This is a genomic window from Ectopseudomonas khazarica (assembly GCF_017915135.1).
Lineage (GTDB): Bacteria > Pseudomonadota > Gammaproteobacteria > Pseudomonadales > Pseudomonadaceae > Aquipseudomonas > Aquipseudomonas khazarica.
Window position 1 is genome coordinate 4,321,311 of sequence record NZ_CP068551.1, and the last position, 21,235, is coordinate 4,342,545.

The window sequence follows — 21,235 nt, forward strand, 5'->3', positions numbered from 1 at the left end:
GGGGCGCGTGCCCCCCTGCCGAGGTGACACCTCAGGCTGGCGTCAGGCACTCCGGTGCATCCAGCTGCGGGTCGTTGACCAGCGTCGCCAGCGGACGCTCTCGCAACGCCACCGGGGATTTGGCCAGCAGCGCGGCCAACTGCTCGGGCGAGGCCTCGTCGCTCAACCACAGGGCCTGCTCGTGTTCATCGAGAATCAGCGGGCGCCGCAACGAGGCTGCGGCCTGGGTCACCAGCGCCACGCTCAGGTACTCGTGCCCGCCCACCGGGTAGATTTCCCACAGCGCCGCGAAATACATCAGCGGCTCGCCATTGGTCATCCAGTACGGGCGCTTGCGCGCCGCACCACGCCACTCGAAGAAGCCATTGGCCGGCAGCAGGCCGCGACGCTGACGAAAGGGCTCGCGGAACATCGGTTGCTCGGTCAGGGTTTCGGCCCGCGCATGCGCCGGCGTCTTCGACAGGTCCTTGAGCCAGGCCGGCGTCAGCCCCCAACGCGCCGGCGCCAGCACCCGGCCGCCCTCGCCGGCATGCATCAGCAGCACCTGAGCGTTTGGCGCGAAGTTCCAGTGCGGCTGCTGATCAGCGGGAAAACCTGGCAGCGCCGCAAAAGCGGGCGACCAGCGAAACAGGGCATAACGTCCACACATGAAACGGCTCGACAGGCAACGGGCGACTCAACACAGCAATTCGCCCTGGAAGGACTCCGGTTCGTCACCGGGCACGGGTTGCGCCGCATTGTACTCGGCGATCAGCACCCGCGCCTGCTCGGCATCCTCGTTGCCGACCATCAGCCCGAGCAGACCGCACGCCGGCAGCTCACCCACCGCCCCCACCAGGTGCTGCCCCTGCAGATGCGCGCCGATGCCCTCGCTGGCCAGCATGTCCACCAGCAACTGGCCTTCCAGCATGTTCTCCGGTTCGTAGATTCGCTGCATCAGTCGTTTTCTCCCCGCACATCCAGCTGCCAGTCTTCGCCATCGGTGCGCAGCTCGAACTCGATGGGCCGGCAACACACCGGACAATCCTCGATATAGGACTGGTCCCCCGCCGACAGGTCGAGCACGGCTTCCACCGGCTCCCCGCAATAGGGGCAGATATAGGCCTCGGTTTCCAGCATCGCGGCCTCCTTGTGACTTGGCGGTATAATCACCGGTCTATTGCTGAGCCTGCCAGACAGGCTGTCGCTTTTAACCTTAGTCGTTCTAGATCAAGAGAGCATGATGGGCGCATTCGATGCCATCCGACCTTATGCCGACACAGAAGTGCGCCCCGTACTGGCGCGCCTGCTCGCCGACCCGGCGTTTCTCGGCACCCTCACCCGCTTTCGCTTTCCGCGATTGGCCGGTCCACTCGGCTGGCTGCTCAAGCCGCTGATCGCCGCGCGCCTGCGCAGCGAATTCGCCAGCGTCGACTCGGTGGCCAGGCTTCAGGAGAAGATCGAACCCTACATCGATCGCACCATTGAACATGCCAGCGACGGTATCAGCTACTCCGGCCTGGAGCACCTGCAGTCCGGCAAGCCCTACCTGTACCTGGCCAACCATCGCGACATCGTCATGGACCCGGCGTTCGTCAACTACGCCGTCTACCATGCCGGCCTGCAGACGCCGCGTATCGCCATCGGCGACAACCTGCTGCAGCGGCCCTTCGTCAGCGACCTGATGCGCCTGAACAAGAGCTTCATCGTGCATCGCTCGATCAGCGGACGCCGCGAGAAGCTGGCGGCGTATCAACTGCTCTCGGCCTACATCAACCACTCGATCCGCGAGGATGGCGAGTCGATCTGGATCGCCCAGGCCGAGGGGCGCGCCAAGGACGGTGACGACCGCACCGATTCGGCGATCCTCAAGATGTTCCACATGAGCCGCAAGGACGAGCCGTTCGCCGAGGTGATCGACTCGCTCAACCTGATCCCGGTCTCGATCAGCTACGAGTACGACCCCTGCGATCAGGCCAAGGCCCGCGAGCTGAGTATTCGTGCAGCCACCGGCAGCTACACCAAGGCCCCCGGCGAAGATGACAGCAGCATCGCGCTGGGCATCACCGGGTACAAGGGGCGGGTGCACCTGCACTTCGGCCCGCCGGTCGGCGGCCTGGAGGACACCAAGCAACTGGCCCAGGCGCTGGACCGCCACATCCTCGGCCAGTATCGCCTGTTCCCGGTGCACTACCTGGCATACGCCATGTGGGAAGGCCGCGAAGCCGAGCTGAACGTGCCGTCAGCCAGCGAGCTGTTTGCCAGCGCCGACCTGGCCAAGGCCGAAGCCGAGTGGAACAGGCGCCTTGCCGGCTGCAGCGAGGAGGAAAAACCCTACCTCATCCTGCAATACGCCAACCCGGTGCGGAACCAGTACCGGATCAAGGCCGGCCTGCCGCTCTAGGCCTGCAGAAATGCAAACGGCAGCCCGATGGCTGCCGTTCGCGTCTATCGCATGCCCCTCAGAGACGCGTGCTGAACCAGGACAGCAGCAGGGCCGAGCCCAGGCAGGCTGCCCCGAAGCGATAGAAGAAGCGGTTGATGCGCAGCGTGCGCTCATCCTGATCCTGGACATCCAGTTCGCCGTCGGCGAGCACACGCGCCAGCCCCCGCTGCTCACGTACGCGCGTCACCAGGCACAACCAGGCGCCCGCCACGGCAAAGAACAACGCCAGCGAATTCACCGCCCCGGCCGGATGAGCGAGAAACAGCGACCACAACACCTGCAGCGACATGCAACACCTCGAGTTCAGCATGGTGCAGCAACCCCGCCACCGCACCAGAATGGGGATTCGCGGCTGAGCACGGGCGCATTCCAGCCAATCAAAATCGTCGCGCAGTGTACTGAACTCGCGCTTTTATAAGGTTCGTTTCCGACGAACGTAGCGTGCTATCCCGAAATCGTCTGAAAACTGTCATCCGCCTGGCCTAAGGTTTGTATCTCTCAAGATGACCAAACAGTCACAGCTGTTCTTGGAGACTACCCCACGTCCTAGGAGGACCTGTCATGCTCAATCCCCAACCGCTGGATCGCGATTATCTGATCGACTCGCTGGATGAAGTGGATGCCGTGGTCGACGAACTTTCCTTCAACGTACAGGACCAGCACTGGCTGGTTTACTGCGCCCTTGGCGGTCACGAGCATTACGACCTGCCGGACATCGACAATCGTACCGGCATGAGCCTGCCGGAGCTTTACGACCAGGCGGCATGAACGCCCAGGACAAATGAAAACGCCCCGCAATGCGGGGCGTTTTCGTTGCAGGGGCCGTGCTTACTGCAGCAGCACCTGGCCGATGGTCGGGTCCTTGAAGGCCCGCGTCAGCGCATCGCTGAGCACATCGCCGACCAGCTTGGTGTTGGTCTGCTGGTTCGGCGCGGTGCCGAAGCGCTGGTTCAGCGAAGCGCCATAACGGCCGGTGTAGCGACGGCTGCCGCCTTGCACATCGGCACGGATGGAGGCGGAGATGTCTGCCTCGGTCACGTACATGCCTTCCTTCGGCGACTGGTACTTCAGGTCCGCCAGGGTGATGGTCAGCTGCGGCGCGTTGTAGGCGTTGGCGGATGGGGTGAAACCGAGCAGGCGCACCGCCGCCTCTGCCTCGGCCTGCAGCTTGGGCAACAGGTTCTCGCCGCTGACGCTGATGGCGCTGGTCTCCGGGTACAGGCCACCGCGCGTGCCCAGTACCGGCGAGGACCGGCCATCGACCACACGCACGACCACCGGCTGACCCTGGCCCACCGGGGTCAGCGAGCTGGTGAGCTTGGGTTGCGGGGTGAGTTGCTGAGGGCTGAGGGCGCAACCCGCCAGCGTCAGGCTGGTGGCAGCAAGCAGGGCGATCAACGCACGGTGCAGCATGCTCATCTCTCCGAGTGAGGTAAAAGTGGCCAGCAGTATACTCAGCGCGGCCAGCGGCCAACAGTACTGAGACCCGAGCGGCGGCGCCGGGGTTCCTGTCATCAGGCTGTCACCGCGTCAGGGCATAAAGGCTGCAGTCACCACGCTGGAGCCTTCGCCATGCTTTTGCACCGCCTGTTCGGCCGTTCCCGCCCGATGCGCCACTTCGCCCTGCTCGATGCGCAGGGCTGCTGCCGTGCACTGCGACAGGTGCAGGAGCACCCGAGCCAACCCGGCTGGGTGGAAGTCAGTGAACCCAACGCCTCGTGGCTGGGCGCCCCCCTGCCTGCCGGCGCCAGGGTCATGCCGGTCGTCAGCCATACGCGAGCGGCCCGCCCGTTGGCGGCCTGACCGGCGGAAGAATAAAAGTCACGCAAGACCGATCAATTTCCCCTCATTCACCGTTATAATCGCGCCCCGATTATAAGGACGTCTCCTGATCGGGCCGCACGACCTCGCCGATGCAACGTCATCGCCCCGCCCCAGAGAGTCGCCCACTTCGAGCTGCCGTATCCGGCCAGCCGCTTTTCGCCCATATGCAGAGCCGATGGCAGCCATGCATTGCATGACGTGCACGGGTAAAAGCGCGCCGAGGCAGTCGAGCTTTTGAGGTTCACAGCTCCAAAAGAGCGTGAAAAGAACGGTTTTTACAAACTTCACAAGAGTGTGGCGAACAGATGAACAGTTTTGCGTCCGCAATTCCCAGCCTTGACCCTCCCCGCCGAACGGCATGGCCTTACGTCTGAGTCTGTCGGTATCGCACTGAAAGGCCGCATGGCCGTCCATCTGGTGCAGATTTTCCTGGAGAGAGGTTAATGGCGCATAACGATTACCAAAGCGTGGATGTGGTGCTGGTGGGTGCCGGCATCATGAGCGCGACCCTGGGCGTGCTGCTCAAGGAACTCAACCCCGGCATCACGCTGGAAGTGGTAGAGCTGCGCGAGTCTGGCGCAGTGGAAAGCTCCAACCCCTGGAACAACGCCGGTACCGGCCATGCCGCACTGTGCGAACTGAACTACACCCCGGAAGGCGCGGACGGCAGCATCGACATCAAGAAGTCGGTGAGCATCAATGCCCAGTTCGAGGAGTCCAAGCAATTCTGGGCCTACCTGATCGGCAAGGGCGCGATCCAGTCGCCGAAGACGTTCATCAATCCCGTCCCGCACATGAGCTTCGTGCGCGGCGATACCGGCAAGGCCTTCCTCAAGAAGCGCTTCGAGGCGCTGCGCCAGCATCATGCCTTCACCGACATGGAGTACACCGAGGACCGCGCCACCATCGCCGAATGGGCGCCGCTGCTGATCCCCGGCCGTGACAGCAACGAGCCGCTGGCGATGACCCGCGTGCAGGCCGGTACCGACGTCAACTTCGGTGCGGTCACCGAACAGATGCTCGGCTACCTGACCACGCAGCCGAACGCCACGGTCACCTGCAACCAGAAGGTCACCGACCTCCAGCGTGATGGCGAAGGCTGGCTGGTGGACATCAAGGACACCCGCTCGGGCGCCACGCGCAAGCTCAAGAGCAAGTTCGTCTTCCTCGGTGCCGGTGGTGGCGCACTCCCGCTGCTGCAACTCTCCGGCATTCCCGAAGGCAAAGGCTTCGGCGGCTTCCCGGTCAGCGGCCAGTGGCTGCGCTGCGACAACCCCGAGATCGTCAAGCAGCACCAGGCCAAGGTCTACAGCCAGGCCGCCGTGGGCTCGCCGCCCATGTCCGTGCCGCACCTGGACACCCGCGTGGTGGACGGCAAGAAATCCCTGCTGTTCGGCCCGTACGCCGGCTTCACCACCAAGTTCCTCAAGCACGGTTCGTTCCTCGACCTGCCGCTGTCGGTACGCCCCAACAACATCGGCCCGATGCTGGCGGTGGCGCGCGACAACATGGACCTGACCCGCTACCTGATCAAGGAAGTGATGCAGTCCGAGGCGCAGCGCCTGGAGACCCTGCGTGGTTTCTACCCGGAAGCCAAGCCCGAGGACTGGCGCCTGGAAGTGGCCGGCCAGCGCGTGCAGATCATCAAGAAGGACGCCAAGAACGGCGGCATCCTGCAGTTCGGCACCGAGCTGGTGGCTGCAGAGGACGGCACCATCGCCGCCCTGCTCGGCGCCTCCCCGGGCGCCTCGGTGACCGTGTCGATCATGCTCGACCTGATCCGTCGCTGCTTCCCCGAGCAGGCTGACAGCGCCGAATGGCGCAGCAAGCTGGACGAGATCTTCCCGGCCATGGCCGACGTCCTGGCCAAGGACGCCGAGCGCTACCGCGAAGTGCAGGCGCAGTCGAATCAGCGCCTGCAGCTGGACCAGCCCAGCGCCTGATCCGCCCGACAAAAAAACCGCCCCTCGGGGCGGTTTTTTCATGGCTTGCGGCAACGCGTCGGTGCAATGCCGGCGCGATCCCTCAGGGCTTGCCCCAGGGCAGGATAGGGATGGCGGTCACCGCATTCTGCGGGCTGCCCTCGATCACCCGGTCGCTGTAGACCAGGTACACCAGGGTATTGCGCTGCTCGTCGAAGAAACGCACCACCTGCATGGTCTTGAACACAAGCGAGGTACGTTCCTTGAACACCTCCTCGCCGTCCTCGAGCTTGCCCTTGAAGGTGATCGGCCCGACCTGACGGCAGGCCAGGGACGCCTCGGCACGGTCCTCGGCCAGCCCGAGCCCGCCCTTCACGCCGCCGGTCTTGGCCCGCGACAGGTAGCAGGTCACGCCCTCGACCTTGGGATCATCGAACGCCTCGACGACGATCTTGTCATTCGGGCCGAGCCACTTGAACACCGTGGACACCTCGCCGATGGTCTCGGCCAGTGCCAACCCCGGCAGCAACATGACACTCAACGCAATTCCCTTGAACAGACGCATGCCTCGCTCCCTCTTTCACTAGACCAGGATCAGGTTGTCCCGGTGCACCAACTCGGGTTCATCGACGTAACCCAGCAGCTTTTCGATGGCGTCGGTGGGCTGGCCAATGATCTTCTGCGCTTCCAGCGCGCTGTAGTTGACCAGGCCACGGGCAATCTCGCGACCATCAGGTGCCACGCAGACCACCATCTCACCGCGGCGGAAACTCCCCTGCACCGCCTTCACACCCACGGGCAGCAGGCTCTTGTGGTCCTGCTTGAGCGCCTTGACCGCGCCGGCATCGAGCACCAGGGTACCGCGTGTCTGCAGATGCCCGGCCAGCCACTGCTTGCGCGCCGCCAGCAGGCCGCGCTCGGGAGCCAGCAGGGTGCCCAGGCGCTCGCCAGCCTGCAGGCGGGCCAGTACCTGCTCGATGGCGCCACCGACGATCACGGTATGCGCGCCGGAGCGTGCCGCCAGGCGCGAGGCACGCAGCTTGGTCTGCATGCCGCCACGCCCCAGCGCGCCGCCCACGCCACCGGCCACGGCGTCCAGCGCCGGGTCGTCGGCACGCGCTTCGGAAATCAGCTCGGCATCGGGGTTGTGGCGGGGATCGGCGTTGTACATGCCGTCGCGGTCAGTGAGGATCACCAGCAGATCGGCCTCCACCAGGTTGGCCACCAGCGCGGCCAGGGTGTCGTTGTCGCCGAAGCGGATCTCGTCGGTGACCACCGTGTCGTTCTCGTTGATCACCGGCACCACATCCAGACCCACCAGCGTACGCAGGGTGCTGCGTGCGTTGAGGTAGCGCTTGCGGTCGGAAAGATCGTCGTGGGTCAGCAGGATCTGCGCGGTGCGTCGGTTGTGCTCGGCAAAGCTCGACTCCCAGGCCTGCACCAGCGCCATCTGGCCGATGGCGGCGGCGGCCTGCAGCTCGTGCATCGCACTCGGTCGACTGGTCCAGCCCAGGCGGCTCATGCCGGCTGCCACGGCGCCGGAAGACACCAGCACCAGTTCCACGCCCTGCTCACGCAGCGCGACCATCTGCTTGACCCATACCGCCATGGCCGCACGATCCAGGCCACGCCCGTCGGCGGTCAGCAACGCACTGCCGATCTTCACCACCCAGCGCTTCGCGCCGGTCACCTTGTCACGCATGATCTTCCAGCCTTAGTCAGACACGATGGGTTCCAGCCCACCTACAAAAACGCCGCAATTAAGCGGCGTTGGAAAATTTGCTTAATCCCGGACGTAGATGATTTCCGGGCCGTCGTCGTCTTCATCGTCGAAGAAGTCATCGTCTTCGTCGATATCATCGACACTGCGTACCCCAGCCTTGCGCAGCGCACGCTGGTCATCCAGCGCCTGCAGACGGGCACGCGCCTCGTCCTCGATGCGCTGATCCAGCTCGGCCACCTCTTCGGCGAACACCGGGTCCTCGGCGATGCGCTCACCGCGGACTTCCAGGTAATGCATGATGTCGCGACTGATGCGCTCGGTGCCGTCGCGGCTGATGGCGGAAACCACGTAGACCGGGCCCTGCCAGTTGAGGCGGGCAACGATGTCGGCCTTGCGCGCTTCGCGCTCTTCTTCCGGGATCTGGTCCATCTTGTTCAGCACCAGCCAGCGGTCACGCTCGGCCAGCGCCGGGCTGAAGCGGCCCAGTTCGTCGATGATCACCTGCGCCGCCTCGGCCGGATCGCTCTCGTCCAGCGGCGCCATGTCCACCAGGTGCAGCAGCAGGCGGGTACGCGCCAGGTGCTTGAGGAAGCGAATCCCCAGGCCGGCGCCTTCCGACGCGCCTTCGATCAGCCCCGGAATATCGGCGACGACGAAGCTCTTGAAGCGGTCGACACTGACCACCCCCAGGTTCGGCACCAGGGTGGTGAAGGGATAGTCGGCGACCTTCGGCTTCGCGGCGGAAACGGCGCGGATGAAGGTGCTCTTGCCGGCATTGGGCAGGCCCAGCAGGCCGACGTCCGCGAGGACCTTCAGCTCCAGCTTGAGATCGCGCGAATCGCCCGGCTTGCCCGGTGTGGTCTGGCGCGGCGCACGGTTGGTGCTGGACTTGAAGCGCGTGTTGCCCAGGCCATGCCAGCCACCCTGAGCGACCATCAGACGCTGGCCGGCCTTGACCAGGTCGCCGATCACTTCCTGCGTCGCCACGTCGATCACCGTGGTGCCGACCGGCACCGGCAGGATCAGGTCCTCGCCCTTGGCGCCGGTGCAGTCGGTGCTGCCACCCTTCTCGCCGTTCTGGGCGTGGAATTTGCGCGTGTAGCGGTAATCGATCAGGGTGTTGAGGTTCTCGTCGGCCTGGAGGAATACCGAGCCACCGTCACCACCGTCACCCCCGTTGGGGCCACCCTTCTCGATGAACTTCTCGCGGCGGAAGCTCATCATGCCGTTACCGCCGTCACCGGCTTTTACAAATATCGATACTTCGTCGACGAATTTCATCAGTCTGCCTCCCGCTTCATCTGCGGGCTGGGGGAACGCTTGCCAAATCATCCAGGACTAGCGGATTGGGCAAGCGCACCAAAGATACACAAACAAAAAAGCCCCGTCCTACGGACAGGGCTTTTCCAGCGCGTAGGCGATTAGGCCTGAACAACGCTCACGTAGCGACGGCCGAAAGCGCCCTTCACTTCGAACTTGACCACGCCTTCGACTTTAGCGAAGAGGGTGTGGTCCTTGCCGATGCCCACGCCGAAACCGGGGTGGAACTGGGTGCCGCGCTGACGCACGATGATGTTGCCGGCCTTGATGACCTGGCCACCGTACATTTTCACGCCAAGGCGTTTACTTTCGGAATCGCGGCCGTTACGGGTAGAACCGCCAGCTTTTTTGTGTGCCATGAGTCAATACTCCTATAAAGGGATCGGGGCCGACGAATCAGGCCTGGATACCGGTGATTTTGATCTCAGTGAACCACTGACGGTGGCCCTGACGCTTCATGTGGTGCTTACGACGGCGGAACTTGATGATGCGCACTTTGTCGTGACGGCCTTGCGAAACGACTTCGGCAACCACTTTGGCACCGTCTACGACCGGGGCGCCGATTTTAACGTCGTCGCCATTGCCGATCAGCAGAACGCGATCGAAAGTCACGGCGTCGCCAGTGGCGAGCTCGAGTTTCTCGATCTTTAGGAATTCGCCTTCGGTGACTTTGTATTGCTTGCCACCAGTAACAATTACTGCGTACATGGTAAATCTCCGTTGATCCTGCTCACCCAGCGCTTTAGAAAAGTCGTTGTTGGCTGGCATGGCTGCTCGGGGCCGGAAGTGACACCCTTGCAATTGCGTAAGGCAGGGAAATGCCCAGGGGGAAGTTCAGGGTGCGCGATTGTACGCAAGCAAGCTGCAAGCTGCAAGCTGCAAGCTGCAAGCTGCAAGCTGCAAGCTGCAAGCTGCAAGCTGCAAGCTGCAAGCTGCAAGCTGCAAGCTGCAAGCTGCCCAGGGTGCGGAGATGCCAACAGCCGGTCAAGCACCGCCCCGGCTTTTCTTGAAGCTTGTGGCCTGACGCTTGGGGCTGCTTTCTTGACAGCCCCTACCCTGCCACCTAGCATGCCGCGCAGTTTAGAAGGAGCGCCCTTTGTCGATGCAACCCCAGGCTTTCTACCGCGTGGTGGCGGACGATTTCACCGCCGTCGACGGCATCATCCGCCAACAGGTGGTTTCTCGCGTGCCGCTGGTGGAAAAGATCGGCGACTATATCATCTCTGCCGGTGGCAAACGCCTGCGCCCGCTACTGGTCCTGCTCAGCGGTCGTGCGCTGGGTTACCAGGCCGACGACCTGCGCCTGCTGGCCGCGACCATCGAGTTCCTGCACACCGCGACACTGCTGCATGACGACGTCGTCGACATGTCCGACATGCGCCGAGGCCGCAGCACCGCCAACGCCCAGTGGGGCAACGCGCCAAGCGTGCTGGTGGGCGACTTCCTTTATTCCCGCTCCTTCGAAATGATGGTCGAACTCGGCTCCATGCCGGTGATGAAGATCCTCTCCCACGCCACCCGCGTGATCGCCGAGGGTGAAGTGCTGCAGTTGTCCAAGGTCCGTGACGCCAGCACCACGGAAGAGACCTACATGGAGGTCATCCGCGGCAAGACCGCGATGCTCTTCGAGGCTTCCACCCATGCCGCAGCCGCCCTGGCCAATGCCGACGAGACGCAGCGCGAGGCCCTGCGCACCTTCGGTGATCACCTGGGCATCGCCTTCCAGCTGGTCGACGACCTGCTCGACTACAAGGGCGACGCCGCCAGCCTGGGCAAGAACGTCGGTGACGACCTGGCCGAGGGCAAGCCGACCCTGCCGCTGATCTACACCATGCGCGAAGGCACCGAAGAGCAGGCTGCCCTGGTACGCCGTGCGATCCAGAAGGGTGGCATCGAGGACCTGGAGAGCATCCGCGCCGCCGTGGACGCTGCCGGCGCCCTGGACTACACCGCCAGGCTCGCGCGCGACTACGCCGAGCGCGCCATCGCCTGCCTGGAAGTCCTGCCGCAGGGTGAATACCGCGACGCCCTGATCGAGCTGAGCCGCTTCGCCGTGGCGCGCACCCACTGACCATATCGCACCCTAGTCGCCCGTAGCCCGGATGCAATCCGGGATTCTCTGCACCTGGCCATTCCCCGGATTGCATCCGGGCTACAGGATCCAGGCGCAAACAAAAACGCCCCGAACCAGTCGGGGCGTTTTCGTTATCGCGGCGCGAATTACAGACGCAGGCCGCCATCCAGCTCCAGGATACGACCGGTGTAGTAGTCGTTCTCCAGGATATAGGCCACCGAGTGAGCGATCTCGGCCGGTTTGCCCATGCGCTTGAGCGGGATGCCCGCCGTCATCTTCTCCAGGGCTTCCGGCTTCATGCTGCCGGTCATCTCGGTTTCGATGAAGCCCGGCGCCACGCCCGCGACACGAATGCCGTAGCGCGCCAGCTCCTTGGCCCAGACCACGGTATCGGCAGCGACACCGGCCTTGGCGGCGGAGTAGTTGGCCTGGCCCATGTTGCCGGCACGGGAGATCGAGGAGATGTTGACGATCGCCCCCTCGTTCTTCAGCTCGATCATCTTCGCCGCCACTTCACGGGTGCAGAGGAACACGCCGGTCAGGTTGACGTCGATCACCGCCTGCCACTGCGCCAGGCTCATCTTGGTCATTTCGCCATCCTTCACACGGATGGTCAGACCATCGCGCAGGATACCGGCATTGTTGACCAGGCCATTGATGGCGCCGAAGTCGTCGGCGACCTGGGCGACCATGTGGGTGACCTGCTCTTCATCGGCGACGTTGCACAGGTAGGCACGCGCATCGCCACCGGCCGCCTTGCAGGCCGCCACGGCTTCGTCGAGTTTTTGCTGGTTCAGATCGACCAGCGCCAGCTTGGCGCCCCTGGCCGCCAGGTACTCACCCATGGCGCGGCCCAGTCCCTGGCAACCGCCAGTGATGATGATGACTTTGTCTTTCAGTTGCATCGCTTTATCCCCTCAAGGTGCAGCATTTACCGACCCCGCTGATGCCCTTGAAGCGCTATGCTAGGGCGTCTGTCCGTTGATGACGGATTCTTTGCGAGGAGTCATAAGGTGAGCGTGAAAGCCGGCAAGCATGCACGAGAATTGCTGCTCAAGGAATACCGTGGCGTGCTCAGCACCCACTCCAAGGCCATGCCGGGCTTCCCTTTCGGATCGGTAGTGCCCTACTGCCTGGACGCCGAGGGCCGGCCACTGATCCTGATCAGCCGCATCGCCCAGCACACCCATAACCTCGGGCAGGACGCCAAGTGCTCGCTATTGGTCGGCGAGCGCGGCGCAGAGGATGTGCAGGCGGTCGGTCGCCTTACTTTGCTCGCCGAAGCACGACAGTTGCATGACGAAGACGAAATAGAGGCAGCCGCCCAGCGTTATTACCGCTTTTTCCCCCAGTCGCGCGACTACCATCGGGCGCATGACTTCGATTTCTGGCGGCTGGAGCCGGTGCGCTGGCGCTTCATCGGCGGTTTCGGCGCCATTCACTGGCTCGACCAGGTCGCGCTGGCCAACCCCTTCACGACGGACGGCAGCGAAGCGAGCATGGTCGAGCACATGAACGAGGACCATGCCACGGCCATTGCCCGCTACGTCGAACTGGCCGAGCTGCCGCAGCATGAACCGGCGCAGATGGCCGGTGTCGACAGCGAAGGCTTCCACCTGCGCATCGGCCAGAGCCTGCACTGGCTGCCCTTCCCGACATCCTGCAACAACCCCGGACAGGTGCGCGCCGCCCTGGTGGCGCTGGCCCGCGCCGACAAATGGCCCGAGCCTGGCGTCGCTTAAGCTTGAATTCAGGCCAAAGCCCCATACTTACTCCCTACTGGAAGTTCGCTTCCGCCAAGGATTCTTCGATCATGCGTGCGTTTCTGTTTCTGTTCCTGCTGTTTCCGATCATCGAGCTGGCCGTCCTGATCAAGGTCGGCGGTGCCATTGGCGTGCTGCCGACGGTCCTGCTGGTGATCGGTACCGCCATTCTTGGCAGCGTCCTGCTGCGCGTGGCCGGTGTCGCCACGGCCTGGCGCGCCCGTGAGAAACTGGCGCGCGGCGAGATGCCCGAGCAGGAAATGCTCCAAGGCCTGCTGATCGCGGTCGGCGGTGGCCTGCTGCTGCTGCCGGGCTTCATCAGCGATATCTTCGGCGTGCTCTGCCTGCTTCCCTTCACCCGCCGCCTGCTGGTCGGCAAGATCCGTCGCCGTGCCGAGGAGCAGGCCCTGCGCCAACGTGCGTTCTTCGACGATGCCGCCGCCCGCGCCGGCAAGACGCACCCCAATGTGCTCGAAGGCGAATACGAACGCCGCGACTGATTCACACCACAGGCACTCGCCTGCGGCGATCCCCCGGCAGACCTGCTGTTGAGCGCAGCAGGCTGCTGCGACAAGCGCATCGGCCGCCAATCCTCGGCCCTCCCCAGATAACGCCGACTGCGCACGCAAAAAAAATCACCAGCGCCCCTTGAAATGCCTCCGCCCGCCCACATGTAGCAGTCACCGCAAGGTGCCTGCCCTACGAGGCAGTCCGACTTTCGCGGTGCGCACAGCGCGCCGCACCCGGCCCCGCCGGATTTTACAAACCCGCCGACCAGACAAGAGTCGGCAAGTTGGCCATTCAATTGTTAGGAGAGATCGACAATGAAGCTTCGTCCTCTGCATGACCGCGTCGTGATCCGTCGCAGCGAAGAAGAGACCAAAACCGCAGGCGGCATCGTGCTGCCGGGCTCGGCCGCCGAGAAGCCGAACCAGGGTGAAGTCGTTGCCGTCGGTACCGGCAAGGTTCTGGATAACGGCGAAGTCCGTCCGCTGGCCGTCAAGGTTGGTGACAAGGTGGTATTCGGCCCTTACTCCGGCAGCAACACCGTCAAAGTCGACGGCGAAGACCTGCTGGTGATGGGCGAGAGCGAAATCCTCGCTGTCGTCGAAGCCTGATTCCGACGAATCTCCGTTTAACCTTCAAGAATTTGAGGACTGATCAAGATGGCTGCTAAAGAAGTCAAGTTTGGCGATTCCGCCCGCAAGAAAATGCTCGTTGGCGTCAACGTACTGGCCGACGCCGTCAAAGCCACCCTCGGCCCGAAAGGTCGTAACGTGGTTCTGGCCAAATCCTTCGGCGCCCCGACCATCACCAAAGACGGTGTTTCGGTTGCCAAGGAAATCGAACTGAAGGACGCCTTCGAGAACATGGGCGCCCAGCTGGTCAAGGACGTTGCGTCCAAGGCCAACGACGCTGCCGGTGACGGCACCACCACCGCTACCGTTCTGGCTCAAGCCATCGTCAACGAAGGCCTGAAGTCCGTCGCTGCCGGCATGAACCCGATGGACCTGAAGCGCGGCATCGACAAGGCCACCGCGGCCATCGTTGCTCAGCTGAAAGACCTGGCCAAGCCGTGCGCCGACTCCAAGGCCATCGCTCAGGTAGGCACCATCTCCGCCAACTCCGACAACTCCATCGGTGACATCATCGCCGAAGCCATGGACAAGGTCGGCAAAGAAGGCGTCATCACCGTTGAAGAAGGCTCGGGCCTGGAAAACGAACTGTCCGTCGTGGAAGGCATGCAGTTCGACCGTGGCTACCTGTCCCCCTACTTCATCAACAAGCCGGACACCATGGTTGCCGAGCTGGAAAGCCCGCTGCTGCTGCTGGTCGACAAGAAGATCAGCAACATCCGCGAACTGCTGCCGGTTCTGGAAGCCGTTGCCAAGGCTGGCCGTCCGCTGCTGATCGTTGCCGAAGACGTGGAAGGCGAAGCCCTGGCCACTCTGGTGGTCAACAACATGCGCGGCATCGTCAAGGTTGCTGCCGTCAAGGCTCCGGGCTTCGGCGACCGCCGCAAGGCCATGCTGCAGGACATCGCCATCCTGACCGGCGGCACCGTGATCTCCGAGGAAGTCGGCCTGTCCCTGGAAGGCGCCACTCTGGAGCACCTGGGTAACGCCAAGCGCGTCGTCCTGAACAAGGACAACACCACCATCATCGACGGTGCTGGTGCTCAGGTCGACATCGAAGCCCGCGTTGCGCAGATCCGCAAGCAGGTCGAAGAAACCTCTTCCGACTACGACAAAGAGAAGCTGCAAGAGCGTCTGGCCAAACTGGCTGGCGGTGTTGCCGTGATCAAGGTTGGCGCTGCCACCGAAGTCGAGATGAAAGAGAAGAAAGCCCGCGTTGAAGACGCCCTGCACGCCACCCGCGCTGCAGTGGAAGAAGGCGTGGTGCCTGGCGGTGGCGTTGCCCTGGTGCGCGCTCTGCTGGCCATCGAAGGTCTGAAAGGCGACAACGAAGACCAGAACGTCGGTATCGCTCTGCTGCGTCGCGCTGTCGAAGCACCGCTGCGTCAGATCGTTTCCAACGCCGGTGGCGAGCCGAGCGTCGTGGTCGACAAGGTCAAGCAGGGTTCGGGCAACTTCGGCTTCAACGCCGCGACCGACACCTACGGCGACATGATCGAGATGGGTATTCTCGACCCGGCCAAGGTCACCCGTTCGGCGCTGCAAGCTGCTGCGTCCATCGGCGGCCTGATGATCACCACCGAAGCCATGGTCGCCGAATCGGCTGACGACAAGGCTCCGGCCATGCCTGACATGGGCGGCATGGGCGGCATGGGAGGCATGGGCGGCATGATGTAAGCCAGCCGGCCCTCAGCTGTACCAGGAACCCCGCGCCAGTCGCGGGGTTTTTTATTGCCCGAAAAAAGCTTCCCCGTCGTTCTAAGACGAAAATGCGACATAGGGTCATTTATCGTGGACCTGGGAACGCTGTTTGCTTATGTTTCGTTACAACCCTGAACGACGTAGTAACCGTTCACGAGGCGGACGCTGCGCAAACCTCCAACAGAAGAAGAACAACATGCCTCTATGCAGCACGACTGAACCTTCCCAGCAGGCCTTCCAACACTGGTGGCAGAAAAACGGTGACTGGGTAGAAGAACCCAACGTTCGGCGCGGTGGAGAGAGTGGCGTACAGCGCCTGCTGGATCAGAGCGGCGTGCTCTACGCCAAGAAGCAGGTGGGCCACATCTACCGCAGCCTGCTGTATCCGCAGGGACGTCCTACCGTACTGCGCGAGCGCAGAGCCCTGCAGGCACTCCCCGCCCTGGGAGTGCTGGTGCCGAAGATGATCTACTGCGGCATCAACTACGACGCCCAGCAAGGCTGGTGCGGCCTGCTGGTAACCGAAGAGCTGGAAGGCTTCGAGAACATCGAAGCGTGGTACGAGAATGGCGGCCGCGAGGCCTGCGGCGAGGCGGTGCATGCCGAGCTGCTGCAACTTGTTGGTGCAACCCTGGCGCGCATGCACCTGGGGCGCTGGCAGCACGGTTGCCTGTATGCCAAGCACATCTTCGTCCGTATCGACGGCGAAACGCCGCAAGTCGCCCTGCTGGACCTGGAAAAGAGCCGTCGCCGCCTGACTCGGGTCCAGGCCGCCCAGCACGACCTGCCGCAACTGCGCCGCCACAGTCCCTGGTCCGATGCGGACTGGCAGCTGGTGCTGAGCGGCTACCGTGAGATCTTCGCCGAGGGCGCACGGGGTCTCGGCACACCTCTTGCGTAACCATCCGGCTGCCGGCCCGTGCCGGCAGTCTCGCTTTGGCTGCAACCCGCTTCACCTGCAACTCCCCCACTAGGACGTGGCTCTACCTCGCACCTTTGCGCCAGGTAGTGACAGGCATCGCCAAGACACCAACTGCCAGGGCCGGCTGTTACAGGCGCCCAGTACGGGCACCAAAGGTTACGCCCAAGCGTTACCCAGCACAGGATTGAACCATCCGCGGCGGAGCATGTCTCAGCTCAGCCCCTGGAGGGTGCCAGCCATACGCAGTGACCGCTCGTCGCGCAGATCGACGACGAGGCGGTGGGTGATCTAGGTTTAGCGAACAGCGTTTGGCAGCGCTATCAAGGGGTTAGCAAAATGAAATTAGAAGTAGCTCGAGGTTTGTTCCTTGGCCTCGCCCTCAGCGTAACGGCGCTCGCTGCCGCTGCCTGGCAGGAACCCGGTCCGCGCGTGTTGGACGCGCACGACTGCACGGCCCAGGCCCCCTGCCCCACCGCCCCGTTGCGCAAGCACGTGCAACCTGCCGTGAAACCGGATGCCAACCTGCTGGTATTGATGTTCGGCCTGAGCGGCGCGATGAAAGGCGAACAATAGCCCCATCATCCCGTCACCGGGAGACCCGCGCAGCCGCTTGTGCAAATGTTCGCTGCATCACTGATCCAGCCTGAGCCTGGAGCTATCATCGCCGCCCCAACGGAAGCGACTCACAAGGAAGTCACCATGCTCAAGCGCTGGATCTACGCACTCGCCACCACATTGCTGCTCACTGGCTGCGGCGGCCCGGACAACACCCCCGAAGGCATCGCCGAAGCCTTCCTGCAGGCGGCCTACGACAACGACGTCGACGCACTGTTCAAGTACATCGACGTTCCCGAAGGCACCGGCGACGAAGAAGTCGCGCTGGTTCGCGGCAAGCTCAGCGCCCAGTTGGCCCGCACCGAGAAGTACACCGAAAGCCAGGGTGGCCTGGATCGCATCGAAGTGCAGGCGCCAACCCTGTCGGACAACGACAGCCAGGCCCGCATCGAGGCCATCGTTCACTTCAACAACAGCGATGCCAAGCCCAAGACCGAGCGACTGCGCCTGAACAAGGTCGACGGCGACTGGAAGATCAAGATCTGAGCCGCCTGCGTCTCGGGCTGTGCCTGAGCCTGCTGCTGGCCGGCGCCACCGTGGCGCTGGCCAGCCTCCAGCCACAACCCTCCGTCAGCGCCCCAGTACGCAGCCTGCCGCCCGTGCAGAACGGCGACTGGGTGTTCCGCCTCGGCCCTTCGCGCGAAAGCCGCCTGATCCAGCAGGTCGGCGGTGGCGACTACTCGCACATCGGCATGATCGTGAGCACCTCGCCCCAAGCGCTGGTGGCACACGCCACCACCGATGACGATCCCGAACGCCCCGACCAGGTCCTGCTCAGCCCGCTGACCGAGTTCGTCGACCCACGCCACGCGCGCGCCTTCGCCATCGCCCGGCCGGACTTTCTCGATGCCGAGCAACGCCTGCAGGTCAGCGCCGCCGTGCGTGACGAGGTCGGCCAGCCGTTCCTCCTGGAGCCACGCAACCTGGCGCATCGCTATTGCACCACCCTGCTCGCCGATGCGATCCGCATGCAGCACCCCAGGTTCGATCCGCAGTGGCAACGGCTGGACCTGCCGGTGTTTCACGGCGAATACCTGTTCCCTCGCGCATTCGCCGAATATCCCGGCATTACCTGGCTATATCGCTACTCGATCGTCGAGTAATGGCACTTCGGACGGAGTCATTCAGCTTCACTTAAGTCAGCCTCCCTATCGTCTGGGCGAAGCGTGACCACCGGGTCACGCCCTTGCTCGCAACGAGCGATCCAGTCACGCCAGACCAGGAGAGGTCCGCATGCTCCGCACCACCCCCGCCAACCGGACGCCACGCCCAGTGGCCCGCGCCATCGATGACACGGGCATGGCCAGCCCTACCCGCGACACGGGCAAGGAGGGTGCCCGATGAATGCACTTCGCGCACTGCCACGGGACGCACTGGCATCCGTGGTGGTCTTTCTCGTTGCCCTGCCGCTGTGCATGGGCATCGCCATCGCCTCCGGCATGCCGCCGGCCAAGGGCCTGATCACCGGCATCATCGGTGGCCTGGTGGTGGGTTTTCTCGCGGGCGCGCCGCTGCAGGTCAGTGGCCCGGCGGCGGGGCTCGCCGTCCTCGTGTTCGAGCTGGTGCGCACCCAGGGCATGGCCGCGCTCGGCCCGGTACTGCTGCTCGCCGGCCTGATCCAGCTGGTCGCCGGCTCGTGGCGTCTGGGCGGCTGGTTTCGTGTAACGGCCCCCGCCGTGGTCTACGGCATGCTCGCCGGTATCGGCATCCTCATCGTGCTGTCGCAGGTGCACGTGATGATCGATGCCGCGCCCAGGGCCTCCGGCCTGGACAACCTGCTGGCCTTCCCCGACGCCCTGGGCGATGCACTGAGTCTGCTCGGTGGCAACGCGATGATCGCCGGTACAGTCGGCCTCGGCACCCTCGCCAGCATGGCGCTGTGGGAGCGCTACCGCCCAGCGTCCCTGCGTTTTCTGCCTGGCGCCCTGGTCGGCGTGACCTTCGCCACACTGGTCAGCCTGTGGCTGGCCTTGCCGGTCAAACGCGTGGAACTGCCGGCCAATCTCGGCGAAGCCATCGACTGGATCACTCCGCAGGCGCTCGCCAGCCTGGCCGATCCGCAGCTGCTGATCGCCGCCCTGGCGATGGCCTTCATCGCCAGCGCCGAGACCCTGCTCTCCGCCGCAGCGGTAGACCGCATGCACGATGGCCCGCGCGCCCGCTTCAACCGCGAACTGTCCGCCCAGGGCATCGGCAACATGCTCTGCGGCGCTGTCGGTGCCTTGCCGATGACCGGGGTGATCGTACGCAGCTCGGCCAACGTCCAGGCCGGCGCCCGCAGCCGCGCCTCGACCATCCTCCACGGGGCCTGGCTGCTGGCCCTGGTCGCCCTCCTCCCTGGCCTGCTGCAGAGCATCCCGGTGGCCAGCCTCGGCGCGGTGCTGGTGTACACCGGCTGCAAGCTGGTCGACCCCAGGGCCATGCGCAACCTCGGCCAGTACGGGCGCATCCCGGTAGTCATCTACGCCGCCACGGCGCTGTGCATCGTCTTCACCGACCTGCTGAGCGGCGTACTGCTGGGCTTTGCCCTGACCCTGGCCAAGCTGCTGTGGAGCGCCTCCCGGCTGCGCATCCGGCTCGTCGAAACCGCCCCCGGCGAGGCGGAACTGCGCATGCGCGGCGCCGCCACCTTCCTCCGCGTCCCCCTACTGGCCGAACACCTCGCCCGTATCGAACCCGGCACCCGCCTGCACCTGAGCCTGGCGCGCGTCAGCTACATCGACCACGCCTGCATGGAACTGCTGCAGGACTGGGACCGCTCCGCCCGCGCCCAGGGCGGCGGGCTGGAGATAGTCGAAGGGGCGGCACTGAAACGCCGGGTCGAGGGCCGGCAGCGCACGGCGCTGGCCTGACCGCTCCGTGGCTCACTCGTGCCCTCGGGTGAGCCAGGTCAATGGATGGACGGATGGACTATGGTGCGATGCCTTCATTCGCAGTAAGGTCGGCCCATCGCCCAGCCAGGACGCACCATGGCCAGCAAGCCCAGCACCTCCCGCCAGCACAAGCACTTCGCCGTACTGATCGACGCCGACAACGCCCCCGCCGCCATTGTCGAAGGCCTCTTCGAAGAGATCGCCAAGTACGGTGTCGCCAGCGTCAAGCGCATCTATGGCGACTGGACACAACCCAACCTGGGCAGCTGGAAGAAAGTGCTGCTTGACCATTCCATCCAGCCGATCCAGCAGTTCGCCTACACCAAGGGCAAAAACGCCACTGACAGCTCGCTGATCATCGATGCAATGGACCTTCTCTACACTCGGCGCTTCGAAGGCTTCTGCCTGGTATCCAGTGACAGTGACTTCACCCGTCTGGCAGCACGGATACGCGAAGAAGGACTGGAAGTGATTGGCTTCGGTGAGCAGAAGACGCCCAAGCCTTTCGTCTCGGCCTGCGACAAGTTCATCTACACCGAATTGCTGCGTAACGACGCCCCCTCGGCAGAATCGGAAGCCCCCACCAACGATGTGTCGGCGGCGCCATCACCGTCAGCCACCACACCGGAAAGCAAACCTGCAGCGCAGCCGGCACCAAGCAAGGTCAAACCGCTGAAAGTGCCAGTGGACTTCATTGCCAAAGTGATCGACGACAACTCCGATGAGGATGGTTGGTGCCACTTGGGTCTGCTCGGTTCGAATATCAGCAAGCTGCGCTCGGACTTCGACTCGCGGATGTACGGTTTCAAGAAGCTGAGCGATCTGATCAAGGCGCAGAATGGACGCTTCGAACTGCAGGTCCTGGGTGCAACCACTACGGGTGGCCAATCTCTTGCCGTGAGAAATCGAAAGCAGAGCAAATGATCAGACGCATGCG

General features: G+C 63.9%; 26 protein-coding genes. 15 read left to right on the forward strand and 11 right to left on the reverse strand.

Translation table 11 applies throughout. The annotated features are described in order from the left end of the window. Nucleotides 1-31 precede the first annotated feature (31 nt). Genes JLK41_RS20305 through JLK41_RS20315 form a run of 3 tightly spaced genes read right to left on the reverse strand, consistent with a single transcriptional unit; the run spans nt 32 to nt 1,119 of the window. Nucleotides 32-649: an SOS response-associated peptidase gene (locus JLK41_RS20305; RefSeq protein WP_210389689.1), complete on the reverse strand. Its 618-nt coding sequence runs from the start codon at nt 647-649 to the stop codon at nt 32-34. Nucleotides 650-676: 27 nt separating this feature from the next. Further along, on the reverse strand, nt 677-937 hold the full coding sequence (locus JLK41_RS20310; protein WP_150606515.1) for a putative signal transducing protein: 261 nt from the start codon (nt 935-937) through the stop codon (nt 677-679). After that, nucleotides 937-1,119: a CPXCG motif-containing cysteine-rich protein gene (locus JLK41_RS20315; protein ID WP_037050941.1), complete on the reverse strand. Its 183-nt coding sequence runs from the start codon at nt 1,117-1,119 to the stop codon at nt 937-939. Before JLK41_RS20315 ends, JLK41_RS20310 begins: the two co-directional genes overlap by 1 nt. A gap of 100 nt (nt 1,120-1,219) precedes the next feature. On the opposite strand from JLK41_RS20315, the gene JLK41_RS20320 reads away from it, so the two are divergent. After that, a complete protein-coding gene (locus tag JLK41_RS20320; protein WP_134675674.1) occupies nt 1,220-2,383 on the forward strand; it encodes a 1-acyl-sn-glycerol-3-phosphate acyltransferase in 1,164 nt (387 codons plus the stop codon). Between the two features lie 58 nt (nt 2,384-2,441). Here the strand turns inward: JLK41_RS20320 and JLK41_RS20325 are convergent, their stop codons facing one another. After that, on the reverse strand, nt 2,442-2,714 hold the full coding sequence (locus JLK41_RS20325; RefSeq protein ID WP_037050946.1) for a hypothetical protein: 273 nt from the start codon (nt 2,712-2,714) through the stop codon (nt 2,442-2,444). A 272-nt stretch (nt 2,715-2,986) separates the two neighbouring features. Here JLK41_RS20325 and JLK41_RS20330 point away from each other — a divergent pair, with 272 nt between their 5' ends. After that, a complete protein-coding gene (locus tag JLK41_RS20330) occupies nt 2,987-3,193 on the forward strand; it encodes a hypothetical protein (protein WP_037050948.1) in 207 nt (68 codons plus the stop codon). A 60-nt stretch (nt 3,194-3,253) separates the two neighbouring features. On the opposite strand, the gene JLK41_RS20335 is transcribed toward JLK41_RS20330, so the two are convergent. Next, the gene (locus tag JLK41_RS20335) at nt 3,254-3,838 is read right to left on the reverse strand and encodes a YajG family lipoprotein (protein ID WP_037050950.1); all 585 of its coding nucleotides are present in this window, start codon (nt 3,836-3,838) and stop codon (nt 3,254-3,256) included. Between the two features lie 159 nt (nt 3,839-3,997). On the opposite strand from JLK41_RS20335, the gene JLK41_RS20340 reads away from it, so the two are divergent. Together JLK41_RS20340 and mqo are read left to right on the forward strand one after the other, a co-directional pair. Then, complete coding sequence (locus JLK41_RS20340; protein WP_037050953.1) at nt 3,998-4,228, forward strand: hypothetical protein; 231 nt, start codon at nt 3,998-4,000, stop codon at nt 4,226-4,228. Nucleotides 4,229-4,692: 464 nt separating this feature from the next. Beyond that, the gene (mqo, locus tag JLK41_RS20345) at nt 4,693-6,192 is read left to right on the forward strand and encodes a malate dehydrogenase (quinone) (protein WP_037050955.1); all 1,500 of its coding nucleotides are present in this window, start codon (nt 4,693-4,695) and stop codon (nt 6,190-6,192) included. 82 nt (nt 6,193-6,274) lie between these two features. Here the strand turns inward: mqo and JLK41_RS20350 are convergent, their stop codons facing one another. The 5 genes from JLK41_RS20350 to rplU all read right to left on the reverse strand — a co-directional run bounded on the left by JLK41_RS20350 (nt 6,275) and on the right by rplU (nt 9,922). Further along, complete coding sequence (locus tag JLK41_RS20350) at nt 6,275-6,736, reverse strand: CreA family protein (RefSeq protein ID WP_037050960.1); 462 nt, start codon at nt 6,734-6,736, stop codon at nt 6,275-6,277. Nucleotides 6,737-6,754: 18 nt separating this feature from the next. Further along, nucleotides 6,755-7,873 carry a glutamate 5-kinase gene (proB, locus tag JLK41_RS20355; RefSeq protein ID WP_037050961.1) on the reverse strand — a complete coding sequence of 373 codons (1,119 nt, stop codon included), beginning with the start codon at nt 7,871-7,873 and terminating at the stop codon, nt 6,755-6,757. A gap of 81 nt (nt 7,874-7,954) precedes the next feature. Continuing rightward, nucleotides 7,955-9,175, reverse strand: coding sequence for an Obg family GTPase CgtA (gene cgtA / locus JLK41_RS20360; RefSeq protein ID WP_037050962.1), 1,221 nt, complete (start codon nt 9,173-9,175; stop codon nt 7,955-7,957). Nucleotides 9,176-9,315: 140 nt separating this feature from the next. Further along, on the reverse strand, nt 9,316-9,573 hold the full coding sequence (gene rpmA / locus JLK41_RS20365) for a 50S ribosomal protein L27 (RefSeq protein ID WP_031303584.1): 258 nt from the start codon (nt 9,571-9,573) through the stop codon (nt 9,316-9,318). Between the two features lie 37 nt (nt 9,574-9,610). Then, nucleotides 9,611-9,922 (reverse strand): 50S ribosomal protein L21, encoded by a 312-nt coding sequence (gene rplU / locus JLK41_RS20370; protein ID WP_037050963.1) that lies wholly within the window; start codon nt 9,920-9,922, stop codon nt 9,611-9,613. A gap of 394 nt (nt 9,923-10,316) precedes the next feature. Between rplU and JLK41_RS20375 the strand changes: the two genes are divergently transcribed. Beyond that, a complete protein-coding gene (locus tag JLK41_RS20375) occupies nt 10,317-11,285 on the forward strand; it encodes a polyprenyl synthetase family protein (RefSeq protein ID WP_210389690.1) in 969 nt (322 codons plus the stop codon). 149 nt (nt 11,286-11,434) lie between these two features. Here the strand turns inward: JLK41_RS20375 and JLK41_RS20380 are convergent, their stop codons facing one another. Continuing rightward, nucleotides 11,435-12,193, reverse strand: coding sequence for an SDR family oxidoreductase (locus JLK41_RS20380; RefSeq protein WP_210389691.1), 759 nt, complete (start codon nt 12,191-12,193; stop codon nt 11,435-11,437). Nucleotides 12,194-12,301: 108 nt separating this feature from the next. Between JLK41_RS20380 and JLK41_RS20385 the strand changes: the two genes are divergently transcribed. The 10 genes from JLK41_RS20385 (at nt 12,302) to JLK41_RS20430 (ending at nt 21,222) form a co-directional block, all read left to right on the forward strand. Beyond that, the gene (locus tag JLK41_RS20385; RefSeq protein ID WP_134675677.1) at nt 12,302-13,030 is read left to right on the forward strand and encodes a HugZ family pyridoxamine 5'-phosphate oxidase; all 729 of its coding nucleotides are present in this window, start codon (nt 12,302-12,304) and stop codon (nt 13,028-13,030) included. Nucleotides 13,031-13,101: 71 nt separating this feature from the next. Next, the gene (locus JLK41_RS20390) at nt 13,102-13,551 is read left to right on the forward strand and encodes an FxsA family protein (protein WP_210389692.1); all 450 of its coding nucleotides are present in this window, start codon (nt 13,102-13,104) and stop codon (nt 13,549-13,551) included. A 324-nt stretch (nt 13,552-13,875) separates the two neighbouring features. Further along, nucleotides 13,876-14,169 carry a co-chaperone GroES gene (locus tag JLK41_RS20395; protein WP_037050970.1) on the forward strand — a complete coding sequence of 98 codons (294 nt, stop codon included), beginning with the start codon at nt 13,876-13,878 and terminating at the stop codon, nt 14,167-14,169. Between the two features lie 48 nt (nt 14,170-14,217). Further along, nucleotides 14,218-15,864 carry a chaperonin GroEL gene (groL, locus tag JLK41_RS20400; protein WP_152489563.1) on the forward strand — a complete coding sequence of 549 codons (1,647 nt, stop codon included), beginning with the start codon at nt 14,218-14,220 and terminating at the stop codon, nt 15,862-15,864. 220 nt (nt 15,865-16,084) lie between these two features. Continuing rightward, the gene (locus JLK41_RS20405) at nt 16,085-16,789 is read left to right on the forward strand and encodes a lipopolysaccharide kinase InaA family protein (protein ID WP_210389693.1); all 705 of its coding nucleotides are present in this window, start codon (nt 16,085-16,087) and stop codon (nt 16,787-16,789) included. Nucleotides 16,790-17,146: 357 nt separating this feature from the next. Next, nucleotides 17,147-17,383, forward strand: a complete 237-nt coding sequence (locus tag JLK41_RS20410; protein WP_037050973.1) for a hypothetical protein — start codon at nt 17,147-17,149, stop codon at nt 17,381-17,383. A 126-nt stretch (nt 17,384-17,509) separates the two neighbouring features. After that, nucleotides 17,510-17,911, forward strand: a complete 402-nt coding sequence (locus JLK41_RS20415; RefSeq protein WP_210389694.1) for a DUF4878 domain-containing protein — start codon at nt 17,510-17,512, stop codon at nt 17,909-17,911. Nucleotides 17,912-17,961: 50 nt separating this feature from the next. Next, nucleotides 17,962-18,528 (forward strand): C40 family peptidase, encoded by a 567-nt coding sequence (locus JLK41_RS20420; RefSeq protein WP_210389695.1) that lies wholly within the window; start codon nt 17,962-17,964, stop codon nt 18,526-18,528. A 237-nt stretch (nt 18,529-18,765) separates the two neighbouring features. Continuing rightward, nucleotides 18,766-20,277 (forward strand): SulP family inorganic anion transporter, encoded by a 1,512-nt coding sequence (locus tag JLK41_RS20425; protein ID WP_210389696.1) that lies wholly within the window; start codon nt 18,766-18,768, stop codon nt 20,275-20,277. A gap of 117 nt (nt 20,278-20,394) precedes the next feature. Continuing rightward, on the forward strand, nt 20,395-21,222 hold the full coding sequence (locus JLK41_RS20430; RefSeq protein WP_152489568.1) for an NYN domain-containing protein: 828 nt from the start codon (nt 20,395-20,397) through the stop codon (nt 21,220-21,222). Nucleotides 21,223-21,235: the final 13 nt, after the last annotated feature.

What these genes read in the sequence shown, in the direction of transcription:
- JLK41_RS20395 (WP_037050970.1), top strand. Translation starts at nt 13,876, where the DNA reads ATGAAGCTTCGTCCTCTGCATGACCGCGTCGTGATCCGTCGCAGCGAA.
- JLK41_RS20320 (WP_134675674.1), top strand. Translation starts at nt 1,220, where the DNA reads ATGATGGGCGCATTCGATGCCATCCGACCTTATGCCGACACAGAAGTG.
- JLK41_RS20310 (WP_150606515.1), bottom strand. Translation starts at nt 937, where the DNA reads ATGCAGCGAATCTACGAACCGGAGAACATGCTGGAAGGCCAGTTGCTG.
- rplU (WP_037050963.1), bottom strand. Translation starts at nt 9,922, where the DNA reads ATGTACGCAGTAATTGTTACTGGTGGCAAGCAATACAAAGTCACCGAA.
- rpmA (WP_031303584.1), bottom strand. Translation starts at nt 9,573, where the DNA reads ATGGCACACAAAAAAGCTGGCGGTTCTACCCGTAACGGCCGCGATTCC.
- JLK41_RS20330 (WP_037050948.1), top strand. Translation starts at nt 2,987, where the DNA reads ATGCTCAATCCCCAACCGCTGGATCGCGATTATCTGATCGACTCGCTG.
- JLK41_RS20305 (WP_210389689.1), bottom strand. Translation starts at nt 649, where the DNA reads ATGTGTGGACGTTATGCCCTGTTTCGCTGGTCGCCCGCTTTTGCGGCG.
- mqo (WP_037050955.1), top strand. Translation starts at nt 4,693, where the DNA reads ATGGCGCATAACGATTACCAAAGCGTGGATGTGGTGCTGGTGGGTGCC.
- JLK41_RS20410 (WP_037050973.1), top strand. Translation starts at nt 17,147, where the DNA reads ATGAAATTAGAAGTAGCTCGAGGTTTGTTCCTTGGCCTCGCCCTCAGC.
- JLK41_RS20315 (WP_037050941.1), bottom strand. Translation starts at nt 1,119, where the DNA reads ATGCTGGAAACCGAGGCCTATATCTGCCCCTATTGCGGGGAGCCGGTG.
- JLK41_RS20335 (WP_037050950.1), bottom strand. Translation starts at nt 3,838, where the DNA reads ATGCTGCACCGTGCGTTGATCGCCCTGCTTGCTGCCACCAGCCTGACG.
- JLK41_RS20425 (WP_210389696.1), top strand. Translation starts at nt 18,766, where the DNA reads ATGAATGCACTTCGCGCACTGCCACGGGACGCACTGGCATCCGTGGTG.
- JLK41_RS20430 (WP_152489568.1), top strand. Translation starts at nt 20,395, where the DNA reads ATGGCCAGCAAGCCCAGCACCTCCCGCCAGCACAAGCACTTCGCCGTA.
- cgtA (WP_037050962.1), bottom strand. Translation starts at nt 9,175, where the DNA reads ATGAAATTCGTCGACGAAGTATCGATATTTGTAAAAGCCGGTGACGGC.
- JLK41_RS20375 (WP_210389690.1), top strand. Translation starts at nt 10,317, where the DNA reads ATGCAACCCCAGGCTTTCTACCGCGTGGTGGCGGACGATTTCACCGCC.
- JLK41_RS20325 (WP_037050946.1), bottom strand. Translation starts at nt 2,714, where the DNA reads ATGTCGCTGCAGGTGTTGTGGTCGCTGTTTCTCGCTCATCCGGCCGGG.
- JLK41_RS20405 (WP_210389693.1), top strand. Translation starts at nt 16,085, where the DNA reads ATGCCTCTATGCAGCACGACTGAACCTTCCCAGCAGGCCTTCCAACAC.
- groL (WP_152489563.1), top strand. Translation starts at nt 14,218, where the DNA reads ATGGCTGCTAAAGAAGTCAAGTTTGGCGATTCCGCCCGCAAGAAAATG.
- JLK41_RS20350 (WP_037050960.1), bottom strand. Translation starts at nt 6,736, where the DNA reads ATGCGTCTGTTCAAGGGAATTGCGTTGAGTGTCATGTTGCTGCCGGGG.
- JLK41_RS20340 (WP_037050953.1), top strand. Translation starts at nt 3,998, where the DNA reads ATGCTTTTGCACCGCCTGTTCGGCCGTTCCCGCCCGATGCGCCACTTC.
- JLK41_RS20415 (WP_210389694.1), top strand. Translation starts at nt 17,510, where the DNA reads ATGCTCAAGCGCTGGATCTACGCACTCGCCACCACATTGCTGCTCACT.
- JLK41_RS20390 (WP_210389692.1), top strand. Translation starts at nt 13,102, where the DNA reads ATGCGTGCGTTTCTGTTTCTGTTCCTGCTGTTTCCGATCATCGAGCTG.
- JLK41_RS20380 (WP_210389691.1), bottom strand. Translation starts at nt 12,193, where the DNA reads ATGCAACTGAAAGACAAAGTCATCATCATCACTGGCGGTTGCCAGGGA.
- proB (WP_037050961.1), bottom strand. Translation starts at nt 7,873, where the DNA reads ATGCGTGACAAGGTGACCGGCGCGAAGCGCTGGGTGGTGAAGATCGGC.